This is a genomic window from Candidatus Fukatsuia symbiotica, assembly GCF_003122425.1.
Lineage (GTDB): Bacteria > Pseudomonadota > Gammaproteobacteria > Enterobacterales > Enterobacteriaceae > Fukatsuia > Fukatsuia symbiotica.
In genome coordinates, this window is sequence record NZ_CP021659.1 from 2,306,287 (window position 1) to 2,320,610 (window position 14,324).

13 protein-coding genes and 2 pseudogenes are annotated in these 14,324 nt (G+C 43.2%); 5 read left to right on the plus strand and 10 right to left on the minus strand.

The window, feature by feature from the left end; all coding sequences use genetic code 11:
• Positions 1-7 precede the first annotated feature (7 nt).
• The 8 genes from aroK to pilM all read right to left on the minus strand — a co-directional run bounded on the left by aroK (position 8) and on the right by pilM (position 4,692).
• Positions 8-529: a shikimate kinase AroK gene (aroK, locus tag CCS41_RS11205; protein ID WP_119797765.1), complete on the minus strand. Its 522-nt coding sequence runs from the start codon at positions 527-529 to the stop codon at positions 8-10.
• Positions 530-978: 449 nt separating this feature from the next.
• Positions 979-2,232 carry a DNA uptake porin HofQ gene (gene hofQ, locus CCS41_RS11210; protein WP_240313752.1) on the minus strand — a complete coding sequence of 418 codons (1,254 nt, stop codon included), beginning with the start codon at positions 2,230-2,232 and terminating at the stop codon, positions 979-981.
• Between the two features lie 11 nt (positions 2,233-2,243).
• On the minus strand, positions 2,244-2,612 hold the full coding sequence (locus CCS41_RS11215) for a hypothetical protein (RefSeq protein WP_072550056.1): 369 nt from the start codon (positions 2,610-2,612) through the stop codon (positions 2,244-2,246).
• On the minus strand, positions 2,605-3,102 hold the full coding sequence (locus tag CCS41_RS11220; RefSeq protein ID WP_072550057.1) for a hypothetical protein: 498 nt from the start codon (positions 3,100-3,102) through the stop codon (positions 2,605-2,607). Before CCS41_RS11220 ends, CCS41_RS11215 begins: the two co-directional genes overlap by 8 nt.
• Before the next feature lie 24 nt (positions 3,103-3,126).
• Positions 3,127-3,300 carry a hypothetical protein gene (locus CCS41_RS15715; protein ID WP_162860064.1) on the minus strand — a complete coding sequence of 58 codons (174 nt, stop codon included), beginning with the start codon at positions 3,298-3,300 and terminating at the stop codon, positions 3,127-3,129.
• Positions 3,293-3,547 (minus strand): PilN domain-containing protein, encoded by a 255-nt coding sequence (locus CCS41_RS11225; RefSeq protein WP_072550058.1) that lies wholly within the window; start codon positions 3,545-3,547, stop codon positions 3,293-3,295. The genes CCS41_RS15715 and CCS41_RS11225 overlap by 8 nt, the downstream gene beginning before the upstream one ends.
• Before the next feature lie 117 nt (positions 3,548-3,664).
• Entirely contained in the window at positions 3,665-3,859 is a 195-nt protein-coding gene (locus tag CCS41_RS11230; RefSeq protein ID WP_072550059.1) for a hypothetical protein, read from the minus strand.
• On the minus strand, positions 3,859-4,692 hold the full coding sequence (gene pilM / locus CCS41_RS11235; protein WP_072550060.1) for a type IV pilus biogenesis protein PilM: 834 nt from the start codon (positions 4,690-4,692) through the stop codon (positions 3,859-3,861). The genes CCS41_RS11230 and pilM overlap by 1 nt, the downstream gene beginning before the upstream one ends.
• A 119-nt stretch (positions 4,693-4,811) precedes the next feature.
• On the opposite strand from pilM, the pseudogene CCS41_RS11240 reads away from it, so the two are divergent.
• Positions 4,812-7,246, plus strand: a pseudogene (locus CCS41_RS11240) (PBP1A family penicillin-binding protein).
• Positions 7,247-7,426: 180 nt separating this feature from the next.
• Positions 7,427-9,031: pseudogene (locus CCS41_RS11245) on the plus strand (IgaA/UmoB family intracellular growth attenuator); the annotation flags it as partial.
• 234 nt (positions 9,032-9,265) lie between these two features.
• Here CCS41_RS11245 and znuB read toward each other — a convergent pair.
• Positions 9,266-10,051, minus strand: a complete 786-nt coding sequence (znuB, locus tag CCS41_RS11250; RefSeq protein WP_072550063.1) for a zinc ABC transporter permease subunit ZnuB — start codon at positions 10,049-10,051, stop codon at positions 9,266-9,268.
• Positions 10,044-10,820 (minus strand): zinc ABC transporter ATP-binding protein ZnuC, encoded by a 777-nt coding sequence (znuC, locus tag CCS41_RS11255; protein WP_072550064.1) that lies wholly within the window; start codon positions 10,818-10,820, stop codon positions 10,044-10,046. The genes znuB and znuC overlap by 8 nt, the downstream gene beginning before the upstream one ends.
• A gap of 102 nt (positions 10,821-10,922) precedes the next feature.
• Here znuC and znuA point away from each other — a divergent pair, with 102 nt between their 5' ends.
• The 3 genes from znuA to lpxM are packed head-to-tail and all read left to right on the plus strand — an operon-like array spanning position 10,923 to position 14,267.
• A complete protein-coding gene (znuA, locus tag CCS41_RS11260; RefSeq protein WP_072550065.1) occupies positions 10,923-11,912 on the plus strand; it encodes a zinc ABC transporter substrate-binding protein ZnuA in 990 nt (329 codons plus the stop codon).
• Positions 11,913-11,933: 21 nt separating this feature from the next.
• Positions 11,934-13,250, plus strand: a complete 1,317-nt coding sequence (gene mepM, locus CCS41_RS11265; RefSeq protein ID WP_072550066.1) for a murein DD-endopeptidase MepM — start codon at positions 11,934-11,936, stop codon at positions 13,248-13,250.
• A 36-nt stretch (positions 13,251-13,286) separates the two neighbouring features.
• The gene (lpxM, locus tag CCS41_RS11270; protein ID WP_072550067.1) at positions 13,287-14,267 is read left to right on the plus strand and encodes a lauroyl-Kdo(2)-lipid IV(A) myristoyltransferase; all 981 of its coding nucleotides are present in this window, start codon (positions 13,287-13,289) and stop codon (positions 14,265-14,267) included.
• The last annotated feature ends 57 nt before the right edge of the window (positions 14,268-14,324 follow it).

Here is a 14,324-nt window from a genome sequence, read left to right on the forward strand (position 1 = left end):
GCTAACGTCAGTCATTCCCCAATAGATTAATGATTTGATTGGCTACTAACTTTGCACTTTGGTCGTCAGTACGGAGGGTAACGTCCGCAATTTCTTCGTACAAAGGTCGACGTTCTGCTGCCAACTTTTCCAGTACCTTTCGCCCAGGTTCATTCACTTGTAACAGTGGCCGTTTTTTGTCACGTTGTGTACGTGCCAGTTGTTTTTCTATGGTGGTCTCTAAATATACCACTATGCCACGAGCTGACAGGCGGTTGCGGGTTTCTTTAGATTTTACAGATCCCCCTCCAGTTGCTAGCACGATGCCTTGTTTTTCCGTTAGTTCATTAATGATTTTTTCTTCACGATCACGGAAGCCGTCTTCGCCTTCTACATCGAACACCCAGCCTACGTCAGCTCCAGTACGTCGTTCAATTTCTTGGTCGGAGTCGAAGAAATCCATATTGAGCTGTTGAGCCAATTGACGTCCAATAGTGCTTTTGCCGGCACCCATAGGCCCAACCAGAAAGATATTGCGTTTCTCTGCCATGTTTTTGGTATTACTAAGATTATTCGTTGATGATAACCCGCCCGCCAATCAGATCAGCGACGGGACCTAAACTAGATCCGTTAAAACTTATTACTTAAACTCTGTTACTGTAAATTTGTTGTCTACAACGTGTTCGTCACCCTACTTTGGCGATCCTTCCCTCACTCTCTGTGGACCGTAGCTCATGTGGGATGAGTCTGACTTCGGTTTCAGTGGACAGAAACGACAAAAACACCGCTGTTTTTAAATCAACGATACCTTTGGTGTTCGAATGTTTATTGCAGCGCTAAGTTTTGCCCACGATGAACACCTAAAAACTTCACCCTCAAAAAGTGAAATGTATTTCTTCAACTTTCGATAACACTTGTAAGCTAAATCTTTCGCAGCGTCAAATTTAGAAGGCTTCAAAATCATAAAAAATTGCAAATAAATGCCAAATGCATATTTTTTTAAGAACTGATCAGCTTAGGTGTAATAAAAATCACCAATTCTCGCCGAGTTTGTTGCTGAACATCTTGTTTAAATAAACCGCCTAACAGAGGGATATCTGCTAATCCTGGCACTTTATACACCCTTTGATTATTTTTTTGCTGAAAGATACCCCCAAGAACAATGGTCTCACCGTGCTTTACTGTGATCTGTGTTTTTATTTCCTGTTTGTCGATAGCGAAGGCTTCCCCTTCACCACGTTTAATCGCCATTCCGGGCACATTCTGGCTAATTTTTAGTTTTAGTGTAATTTGACCATTACGAAATATTTTTGGTGTAACTTCCATGCCCAGGACTGCTTCTTTAAATTCAATGGTTGTAGCCCCTTTTGTGCCACTCGATACAGCATAGGGTATATCAGTACCTTGCTTAATGCTGGCTGTTTGTTGGTGAGAGGTGATTAAACGAGGGCTGGCGATGATGTCCACCTGTTTTTCTTGTTCGAGTGCACTGAGTTCAAGATCCAGTAAGCGGCCACTAATCCGAGCAACATGAAAACCCGCCGCCAGAGCCGGATTTTGCAAAGGCAAACTCACATTGAAGTTATTTATTCTCAGTGGGCTGCTTCCTTCTTCAGTTTTCATTCCCCAACGTACTCCTAGTTCATGTAAATCTTCACTACTGATGGTGACAATGTGAGCAGCTAATTGTACTTGTTGTAAGGGCGCATCCATTTCGGTCAGCCAGGCTTTTAGTGTTATCAGAGACTCTGGAGTATCACGGATAAGTAAACTGTTTGTTCGTTTATCGGCAATTATGCTGCCTTGATCGGAAATTAACGAGCCGTAGCTACTGCTAAGGCTCTCCGCGAGTTGTTCTGCATCGGCATGCTGTAATGTCAATATTAGATTGTCTAGCGGTTGTTGGCGTATTTTCTGTTGGTTTCGTATTTTTGCTATCTGTTGTTCTCTTTCCGTAATTTCTTGTTCGGTAAATACCAACATCACATTACCTTCATGTTCGACCCGTAGCCTTCCGACTCGTAAGATAATGGCCAATGCCTGTGTCCAAGGAACCTCAATTAGCCTCAGGTTGAGATTGCCACTGACTTCCTTTGTGGTGATCAAATTAAGCTGCTGATAATCGGCTAAAGCCTGTAATATGACAGAGACTGGCGTATCCTGAAATTCCATGTTAACAGAAATATCTTGTTGTGCTGCTAAACAAGTCAGATTACTTATTGCTAACAAAAATAGTCCTAGAAAAAATTTCATGGTGTCACCCGTCATTGGTTAGAGCCTGATAGCATCGACCATAATATTTGGCGCACTGTTAGGCATAGTGGTGTTGTTTTTTCATAACGCACCTCAACCTGCCTCTGATCGATATGACTTACCCGCCAATTCGTTAATACAAGTTTGCCGACAACCAGCTTGTGCCATCCGCCTTCTGGCGTCAATGCCCAACCATGATGATAACCTTGTCGACCTACTATCCCCCGTAATCGCCATTTTTTTAGATGGTCAATATCTTGGTTGCAGGATGTCAACGGTAGTGGCTGAAAAGGATCTTTAATAGGGATCGTATCATTCGTTCCGCCGATTGATGGCATCATCAAAATAAGGACGACGAGCCGTATTGGGGTTTTATTCATTCGATCCATCATTGGGTGAGAATTCCGTTAACCTTAGTTTCACAATCAGTCCGTCTTTTTCACGAGTAATATGCATTTGTTCAATCAATATGGGAGGATAAATGTTTAGAACATCATAAAGAAAATATATTAATCCTTGAAAATTTATAGCAACAGTGACACTCCAATGTTGACGTATGAGGCTGTTTTCTGGCAGCAGTGCTTGCCGTTGCCAATGAACAATTTGTCCACCAAAAGCAGTGAGCGATTTGCCAACATGCTCTATCAACATATTGGTTGTTGTTGTGGTATCTGTTTTTAAATCTATTACACGGCCTTCACAATCTTTATGTTTTCCAGTTAACAAAGATTGTTGTGTTTCCTTTACTTTGACTGTGCACCACTGGTCACGATCTCGTAAAAGCTCTAATGTATGTTGTGTAGCATCCCGCGATTGTTCTTTTGACAGTAGCTCATTAATCTGGTGTTGAGTAAGTGATAATGTTGGCAAAGATGCCAATTCCTTTCGAGTCTGCTAGACTCTATTCTGTTGGGTAACCAGTTCCTGTTGCTTTGAAGCCCTTTTTTGCCATATTGGTTGCAGTTCCAACAGATAGGCAAAGCACACTAGCACTATAAATAGGCTCCATTGCCAAAACAGTAACTGCCATGCCGGCTTAGCTAACCATTGTTGCAATTTCTTATTCATCCCTGAGTTTCTCCTGCAAGTTGTACATTTTGTACAACCCTTTTACATGTATCACAAAATGCAGCTCCCCTTTTTTCTGTTGATTAAGATTATGTAGTTGAATGTTAAACAGATTATCTTCAGCAACTAATTTCTGTAAAAAAGCAATAATTGTAGTGTAGTTGTTGCCTATTCCAGCAAGAACCAGCAGATCATCATGTTGTTCCAGCTTAATTAACCAACAACTATCAGGAATTAGACGTGACAAGCGTTGTAATAATATTAAATAATTATATGTTTGATGTTGTATTTTTTGATGATTGCGGCGACGTGCTTTGATACGTTCTAAATGCTCCGCTCCTTGTTGAGTTGCAAGGAGAATCGTTTATAATACCTTTTGTTGCTGTAACAGTAGTCTGATTGTTACTTGTTGTTGCAGATGCTCACTGTGCCATAACAGCGAAATAAGCATTATTCCTGTTATTAACATGATGGCTTGCAATAAAAACAGGTTACGCCAAAAGTGATAGCGACGTTTTAATTGCCTGGCGCGCCAAGGCAAGAAATTTACCTGAAACATCAATAGTCCACTTTTCGTATTGCCAGTCCACCCGCCAGGGCAAAAGCCATTGGAATTGCCGGTAAGGGGGATTGTAGTCGCTTAAATATAGAAAACGGCGACCATCCTGTGGCGTTGATCGGTGGAAGCTCATCAACAATGCTGCTGTAATATGCCATTAATGGCTTATCCCGTTCGGATGGATAAATATGATGTAATTGCTTCAAAATATTCTGCGTAAGTGGAATTAATCCGTAGCGAAAGGGGGTGCTGAGTGGAGACACCCATAGCCATTCATTCTCCAGGCGATGGAGTAAAATATATTCCGTTGATAGCCCTGCCGCTATCACCATATAGCGCAGCGCACAAGGTGTAATATCTATCACTTCTGGCGGTAGATTGGCTTGTTGCAGGCAGTGACTCCAACATTGTATTTCCTGTTGATGTGCTGCGGTGATCAATAATTCGGTGCTATTGCCTGTATCAATCCGATAATCCAGTGCTAACGTTTGACCATTGAGCGGGAGCTGTTTAATTGCATTTAGCTGGATAAATTCACTGCGGGAAGGTTCTTTTAACCGTTTATCGGGCAACAGCATCGTTTGTTGTAGTATCCGCTGAGCGGGCAGAGCAATACGCAATGAAATACGTTTGGGTAAGTGTTGGCGTAGCAGACAAAGTATCTCACTAAGTACCTCGGGCTGCTGTAAATTTCCATCTTGTAAGACGCCCGGTGGCAAAGCCTGCTGCCACCAATAACGGAGCTGCCAACCGTAACGGCGTCGCATTACAGCTAATGCCCGTACACAGCTCGTTTGAATATCCAGACCCACTTGCCATAGTTTTGAGTACATCTGTTTAACCTCCGTATTGAGAGACAGCAAAAGAACGTATCCACGATCTATGGCTTGCATTTATACTACAGTAGGTTTGTTTATAAACTGCCCAAATGGCATTGAATGGAAAATTTTAGGTGAAGCTCGTAAAGTATTTTTTGATCCTTGTAACCTGTTGCATTTTATTGGGAGCCGCTTCAATGTTTGGTTTGTACAAATATATTGAACAGCAGTTGCCCGATGTTGCCATGTTAAAAGATATTCGATTGCAATCACCGATGTTGGTGTACAGTGCCGATGGTGAATTAATTGCCCAATATGGTGAAAAACGTCGTATTCCGCTAGTTCTGAACCAAATCCCTCCTCAGTTAATCCATGCATTTATTGCTACTGAAGATAGTCGTTTTTATGAACATTATGGTGTCGATCCTATCGGTATTCTACGTGCTGTTTTTATTGCGTTGTCTTCAGGATATGCTTCGCAAGGTGCCAGTACTATTACTCAACAACTCGCCAGAGATTTTTTCTTAAGTCGAGAACGCAGCATCATGCGCAAGGTAAAAGAAGCGTTTTTAGCAATCCGAATTGAGCAATTATTGACAAAAAATGAGATTATTGAGTTATATCTGAACAAAATTTATCTTGGCTACCGTGCTTATGGTGTTGGCGCAGCGGCAGAAGTCTATTTTGGTAAAGAAATCAGTCAACTTACTTTATGTGAAATAGCAACGATCACGGGTTTGACAAAAGCACCTTCTACTTCTAATCCTCTTTATTCTTACGACCGAGCGATGAGTCGTCGTAATGTGGTACTAAAAAGGATGCGAGACGAAGGTTACATTACCCGAGAACAATATGAGCAAGCGAGAGCTGAACCTATAGTAGCGAATTACCATGCACCCCAGGTTGCATTTTCCGCGCCTTATCTCACAGAAATGGTACGTCAGGAAATGATAAAACGTTATGGTGAGAATGCTTACACAGATGGTTATCAGGTACATACTACCATTACTAAAAAACTGCAACTGGCGGCATTCAATGCATTAAGAGCTAATGTGCTGGCTTATGATATGCGCCACGGTTATCGCGGTACATCTACTGTGTTATGGAAAGTCGGTGAACCTGTATGGAGTCTTGAACAAATTATGGACTGGTTGAAAACGTTACCGGTTTCTGGCCCATTGCTGCCGGCAGTAGTCACTCAAGCGGATGCTAAGCAAGCCAATGCGTTGCGTCTTGATGGAAGTAATATCAGGTTATCAATGGAATCAGTACGTTGGGCGCGTCCTTTTAAATCGGATGATGCTCAGGGGACGACACCTAAACGGGTTAGTGATGTTGTGCAAGCTGGGCAGCAAATTTGGGTGAGAAAGGTTGAGAATGGCTGGTGGCTGGCACAGATACCCGATGTCAATTCTGCGTTGATTTCCATCGATCCCAATAACGGCGCTATTAAGGCGCTAGTCGGAGGTTTCGATTTCAATCGGAGCAAATTCAACCGTGTAACGCAATCATTGCGTCAGATAGGATCGAGCATTAAACCTTTTTTGTATGCTGCTTCATTGGATAAAGGATTAACATTATCTAGCCTTTTCAATGATTTGCCTATTGTTCGTTGGGATCCTGGTGCAGGTACTGACTGGCGTCCGAAAAACTCCCCACCCATTTACAATGGTGCTATTCGCTTGCGTCAGGGGCTGGGGCAATCGAAAAACGTTGTTATGGTCAGAGTAATGCGTGCTATAGGTGTCGACTATGCGGCAGAGTATTTGCAACGTTTTGGCTTTCCAAAGCAAAATATTGTCCGTACAGAATCCTTGGCGTTAGGTTCTCCCTCATTTACACCGCTGCAACTGGTACGTGGTTACGCCGTGCTGGCTAATGGCGGTCATTTAGTGGATCCGTATTTTATCAGTAAAATCAATGATAATATGGGTAATGTGTTGTTCAAAGCCAATCCCAAGATCGTTTGTGATAGTTGTCATCAACAACAGGCTCAGCAGCTGTATGCTCCACGTGTTATCAGCCGACAGTTGGCTTTTTTGATGAGAGATGCACTAAATAGCAATATCTTTGGTGAATCTGGCTGGATGGGGACAGGTTGGCGTTCGGCGCGTGATCTAAAGCGTAATGATATCGGTGGTAAAACGGGAACCACTAACAATTTAAGAGATGCTTGGTTTTCAGGCTATGGACCAGATACGGTGACGTCTGTATGGATAGGTTTTGACGATCATCGTCGGAGCTTGGGACACAGTAGTGTATCAGGAGTGATAGATAAGCAAATCTCTGGTGCTGAGGGGGAGCAAAGAGTGCTCAGAGAGCTTGGGATGATTTTATGAAAGTTGCCGTAACAGGGCTACCAGAAGAAAAAATCATACCACCTGACGGTGTTGTGAGTGTCGTTATCGATAAGCGAACGGGTAAGCTATCAAAAGGTGGGGCAGACAGTCGTACTGAGTATTTTATTGAAGGGACGCAGCCCACTGCTTATGTCGTTCAAGACGCCAATATTACTCTGGACGTAGGTACTACCTTGATATATCGTGGGCAGGTAGAAGAATTGTTCTGACATATCCGCTAGTTAAGATAAAAAATAAATCAGAGACCCTGGTATGGAAATGAAATGAGCACGATAGCGTTAATACTGACCTTACTGTTTACCAGTTTGGTCACTGTAGGTTTGCGATGGTGGTTTTATATACGGCGTCGGTCAACAACCCGAAAACTGACACTAAAAGAACTCATTACATCAGTGCGCAAGGAGGATGGTGAACGCATTGAGCTGATTGATATCCGCAAAGAAACACCTGAAGAATATACTTTACATCATTCGCGAGGCGTGCAGGAAGCGATCACTATTTGCATTGCTTTGTCATGTTTGTTTTTTAGTCTTATTAGTCCTGGGATGCTATTACCCTGGCTGATTTTGATTGCGTTAATGCCCCTTGTCTGGGCATGTTGGCGTTTGTTTCGTCCGCTATCCAAAGCCGATTTACAAGAAGTCTATTGCTTAAGTGGTACACCAAAACGCTGGGGATTATTTGGTGAATCGAAGCAAAGCCAAATGAATAATAATATTTCTTTAGGTATGATCGACTTGATTTATCCCTCTCATTGGGGATCTCGTTTGACTCATGATTTGGATAAAAAAACCCAGATAGATATCTACGTTAATCATCAGGTAATACGTCAGGGAAGTCATTTATCACTCCATGACGAAGCGCAACGTTTCCCTTTGCAACGCTGGGGCAGAAACCTGATTTTGATGGTCGGTTCACTATTAATCCTGATTATGCTGCTACTGTATGTTCCGCTCAGTCTGTCACTCAAGCTAAGTGTTGTTTGGTTCCAAGGAGCACAAAGTTGGCACGTAACCGATATCGAAGCGCTGAGAAAGATCCCCCTGCATATAGGCGATATACTCAGCGTTCAGGGTACGGGTATGTGCTATGTCCCACCGAGTAGTAAGCATCCTAATTATGTTGTTTTTACTCCCTTTGATTGTTCAGGAATTTACTGGAATAGTGTGGCACCCTTAGCACAACCTGAATCAGCCATCATTGAGAAAGTAGCCACGTTAATGAACACGATTAAGCGACAATTACATCCGCAAGAGAACAAAGGTATCTCGGGAAATCAACAATCAACCGCAAAAATGAAAAAATCAAGTATGACACGGCTAGATGATTTCACTGATATTATTTTAAAAACTCAAGCCCTTTGCGAAAAAGCGTCCGATTGCATTTGGCTAAAAAATGTGTTGATTAATTTGGGGCATGCCAAAAATTGGACTGTACTTGTTGAAGCTGCGTGTTCAGGACGGTTAGCACAGGTAAATGTACTTTTGCCCCCGGTCAAAGTCGAAGCGCTGCAAAGATTGGTCAATATCATTATTTCTTCATATGTCCATCGTGAAATCCATCGGGCAACAGTGGCACTGAATAGCCCCTCACCCGGTGGTTTTTTAATAACCAACAGTGAAGGCAAACAATGGGTAGAGCACACCCCTCCTTTAGTACCACTATTTGATTACAGTGCGTTGGAGCAGTGGCAAGAACTGCAACGGCTTTCTCGTCAGTTACTCAACACATACTTTAAAGCAGAAGGCATCATCACGGATATTGTTACAGATACGCAGGGTACTCAGCATATTAGTTTGCACAGTAAACCAGATATGATCACAATAATTCGCTACCAAGGTACTAGCCTGTTGCTATTGGTGGTGATCAGCTGTCTGGTGATAAACACTGTACTGTTTATCAGACGGGTGGGCAAAAACCGTTACCGCATGAAAAATATCCAACATTATTATACGAGGTGTTTTGATCACACTGAAACTTTTTCCAATAAATAAGCAGGATCTCAATCTTAGAGCCTGTCCAAATCTTTTTGGGCGACGCTCAGACGAGGAAAAAATGGGCGAAAAAGCACAGTTTATTTTTTGTATACAATAAAAAGGGAGTCAATGAGTATTTTGAGCTCGTTTTTGACGAATAACTTGACCAAAATACGGCGAGCACAAGAGATTTCGAACAGGTTATTATGCTTAAGGGCTGCTTACAATTGTTATGCGGCCACTTGTGATGAACTACCCCCGCGCTTTTTGCGATAAAGTTAGCATAAATATCATTGTGGCACAGAGGACGACAGAAGGACCTGCCGGCGTATCGTAATAGGCTGAAAAAGCAAGGCCGCCACTAACCGATAGCATACCGATAAGCACTGCAATGCCCGCCATCTGTTCCGGCGTACGAGCGAACCGACGAGCAGCGGCGGTAGGGATAAGCAGTAAAGAGGTAATGATCAATGCGCCGACAAACTTCATCGATAGTCCGATGGTGAGTGCAGTAATCAGCATCAACAACATCTTGGTCCGTTGCAGATTAACGCCATCGACATGAGCAAGTTCGGGGCTGATGGTCATCGATAGTAATGCCGGCCACTGCCAACATAGTAGCACTAACACCACTATCACCCCGCTGGCAATAAGCCAAATGTCACCGAACGTCACTGAAAGCAAATCGCCAAATAGATAGGCCATGAGATCGACCCGCACATTGGACATTAAACTGACCACCACCAACCCGAGAGATAACGCACTATGAGCTAGGATCCCGAGTAAGGTGTCAATGGCAAGTTGCGGTTTGCGTTCCAACCAGACCAGCACCAACGCCAGCACTAAGGTAATGGCGATAACTGTATAAAATAGATTGATATTTAACAACAAGCCAAAAGCTACGCCAAGTAAAGAAGCATGAGCAAGAGTATCACCAAAATAAGACATTCGGCGCCATACGACAAAAGAACCCAGTGGTCCTGCTGCCGCTGCTAGCAAAATGCCGGCTAGCCAACCTGGCAAAAGTAATTCAATCATCAGTCACGGCTCCGGTCTTGCAACAAGATCCATGGGTATGTAAATCCTGGTTATGGTTGTGATGATGGCGATAAACAGCCAGTTGTTTTGCACCACTGTTACCAAACATAGCAATAAATTCAGGATGCATCGAAACCACTTCAGGTGTACCAGAACAGCAGATATGTTGATTTAGGCACAACACTTCATCAGTTTTAGCCATGACCAAATGTAAATCATGTGACACCATCAATACCGCACAGCCTAATTCCTTTCTTAGTTGTTCGATTAAAGCATACAGCGCTAACTGCCCATTAACATCAACCCCTTGTGTTGGCTCATCTAGCACTAACAGTTGTGGTTTATTGAGTAATGCCCTAGCGAGTAAGACTCGCTGATTCTCACCGCCAGACAGTTTTTGCATTGGGCTTTCTAACAAATGAGCAGCCTGAACACGACTAAGTGCAGATAAAATATCTGTGCGTTTTCTTTTTGACTTCAGAGCCGCTGATTTCAAGCACATAAAACGGTTGACAGTCAAAGGTAAACTGGCATCTAAATGTAGTTTCTGGGGTACATAGCCGATACACAAAGTGGGTCGGCGAATCAATGTGCCACTCGTTGGCGGAATGAGTCCGAGCACTACTCGAACCAGAGTTGATTTACCTGCTCCATTTGGACCAAGCAACGTCAGTAGCCTACCTGTTTGTAGGGAAAGAGAAATATCGCTAAGTACCTGTCGATTACCCAAAGTGACGGATATTTTATTCAGAGCTATCAGTGTGGACATGATGATTACGTTTGCTGAACAGACCTATTACGTAAAAAGGTCTAATAAATTTGATATATAGTATTACACTTTATCCACTAAGACGATGAGAGAATTTAACTGATGTTACAGAAAAAAAATAGATGGCAACACTGTTCCGTATTAGCTAATCATGCCGTGTTAGCGCTTATTTTGCTTGTAATTAACTCCTCTAGTCAGGTTTCTGCTGCAGTTGTTACCTCAATACGTCCGTTGGGCTTTATTGCGGCGGCTATCGCTGAGGGTGTCATGCCAACAGAAGTTCAAGTTCTCTTACCGGATGGCGCTTCACCTCATGATTATGCGCTACGACCATCTGATTTACAGCGTTTACACGACGCAGATCTGGTTGTCTGGGTTGGTGTGGAGATGGAAGCCTTTCTCGGCAAGCCATTAATGAAAGTGGCGACTGGCAAACAGATTGCCATTGCACCCTTGGCTAAGATTGCCGGACTACTAATGGCTGGCAGTCAACACGATCAATCCACTGATGATCATCAGCACCACGATCACCAAACCGATGATCCCCCGACTAACGATCAGCATCATCATCATCATGGTGATTATGATATGCATGTTTGGCTGTCACCTAAAATAGCTAGACTGGCTGCAATCACCATTCATGATAATTTATTGGAACTTATGCCGCAAAAAAAAGACAAACTAGACGCAAACCTGCGCCGATTCGAAGATAAATTAGCGCAAAGCGAGAAAAATATTGCTAGTATGCTTAAACCTATACGGGGTAAGGGATATTTTGTTTTTCATGATGCCTATGGCTACTTTGAGAAACAGTTTGGCTTGACGCCATTAGGGCATTTTACCGTCAATCCTGCCATACCTCCTGGTGCACGACGTTTACATCAAATTAAAACACAGTTGATTGAGCGAGAAGCAGTATGTATTTTTGCTGAGCCACAATTCAAGCCAGCCGTAATTAATGCTATTGCCAAGGATACAAACGTACGTACAGGTGAGCTGGATCCGTTGGGTAATGGCATCAAATTGAGCAGGGACAGCTATATGAGATTTTTATCTCAGTTGTCGAAGCAATATGTGAGCTGCCTAGAATGAGACTTATAAGGATAAATATCAGTGCAGCAGATAGTCCGAACTATCACTCTGGCGTATAACACGCTATCCCGCCCTCATCGCATAATATTAGGGTCTTTGACCCTAATCACATTGGCCGTTATCGCTTGGCGGCCTGCGTCTTATCATTCAGAAAATGATCCTGTTGTCAGGAGTGTGGCTTTGAATCTCACTCAATCGCGCTCATTACTCCCTGAAGCCAGTGAGCCTCTCGATCAAGCATTACCTGATGATGATATCCCGCAAGATGAACTTGACAGCAAGTATCCTGATGAAACCGGTGCGCATGAATATGTTATTTCAACGGGTGATACCTTAGGCAGTATTCTGACACAGTATGGTATTGATATGGCTGATATTTCTTTATTGGCTTCACAACACCGTGATTTGCGTAATCTGAAAATAGGCCAACAAATTTCCTGGTTTGTGAATGAAAAGGGTGATCTACAACAGGTGATCTGGGAGGTCTCACGTCGTGAAACACGCACTTATGACCGTGTTGGTAATAGCTTTAAAGAAAAGAAAACCCTACAACAAGGTGAGTGGCACGATAGTGTGCTAAGCGGTCGTCTCACGGGCAGTTTTTTCAACAGTGCGAAAAATGCAGGGTTGAATACTGCTGAAATACATGCGGTGACGAAAGCATTACAGTGGCAATTAGATTTGAATAAATTACACAGTGGTGATCAGTTTTCTGTACTGATATCTCGTGAAAAGTTCGATGGTCGTAACGAGCAAAGCCGCTTACTCGGGGTACGGATGCGTTCCGAAGGTAAGGATTATTATGCTATTCGTGCCGATGACGGCAAATTTTACGATCATCGAGGCTCTGGTTTAGAGCGTGGTTTTATGCGCTTTCCGACGATGAAACAATTTCGCATTTCTTCTGGCTTTAATCCACGCCGCCTTAATCCTGTGACTGGACGTATCGCTCCCCATAAAGGGGTGGATTTTGCCATGCCAGTAGGGACACCGGTATTAGCTGTCGGTGATGGTGATGTATTGATAGCAAAGCGTAGCGGAGCGGCGGGTAACTATGTCGTTATCCGTCACGGTCGCCAGTACACTACGCGCTATATGCATTTGAAAAAGCTTTTGGTTGAACCTGGGCAAAAAGTAAAACGAGGTGATCGTATTGCTTTATCTGGTAATACTGGGCGTTCCACCGGTCCTCATTTACATTATGAATTATGGATGAATCAGCAGGCGGTTAACCCCATCACTGTGAAATTACCGCGTTCTGAAGGGTTAACCGGGCAAGATCGCCGCGAATATATGGCGATGGTAAAGCAGGTAGCGTCACAGCTAGCTACGTTTTAATTAATAAACCTTTATGTGAAACACAGAGCTTTCTGAATGTGTAAAGAAAAAAAACAATATAAAAAGAAGAGCACGAACTCAGGTTTCACTCCGCGCTTTCGAAAAGCATTTCTGCATCCCCGCTATTGGGCGATTTGGTTTGGTATTGGGTTGCTTGCTGTCCTAGCTTATGTCCCCGCCAAAATACGTGACCCATTTTGGGCAAGTGTTGGCCGCTTCGTCGGTAAATTAGCTAAAGGTGCGCGTCGGCGGGCACGTATTAACCTTCTCTATTGCATGCCCCAACTGAATGAAAAACAACGTGAACAGCTGATCGATAACATGTTTGCTACTGCGGCACAGCCCATGGTAATGCTGGCTGAATTGTATTTTCGAGGCACTCAATCGTTGCGTTCACGCGTACATTGGCATGGTAGGGAAGTATTGGATGATGTGCAGCAGCAAGGGCGTAACATCATTTTTCTGGTTCCTCACGCCTGGGTAATAGATATCCCAGCGATGTTACTGGCTGCTGAAGGTAAACCTATTGCTGTGGTTTTTCATCATCAACGTAACCTGCTTATCGATTACTTATGGAACAAGGCCAGATCACGTTTTGGCGGTCGTCTCCATGCACGAGAGAAAGGTATTAAACCTTTTATCTCCTCGGTACGTCAGGGATTTTGGGGGCATTATTCTCCGGACGAGGATTATGGCGCTGATCAAAGCGAATTCGTTGATTTTTTTGCCACTTATAAAGCGACGTTGCCGGCTATTGGTTCTTTAATGAAAGTATGCCAGGCAGCCATTGTGCCGATGTTCCCTGTATACGATTATGATAAACACCGTTTGGATGTTTATATCCATCCTCCGATGAATGATTTAGCACAAGCAGATAACCACTATATTGCTCGTAGGATGAATGAAGAGATTGAAGCATTAGTCAGCCCATACCCAGAACAGTACACCTGGATACTTAAATTAATTAAAACTCGTAGGCAGGGCGAGATAGATCCTTACGCACGTGAGGATCTATAGATAGTTTACCTACTTTATTATATAACTAGCTTGGTAATAAATAGGATGTTTTTTAGG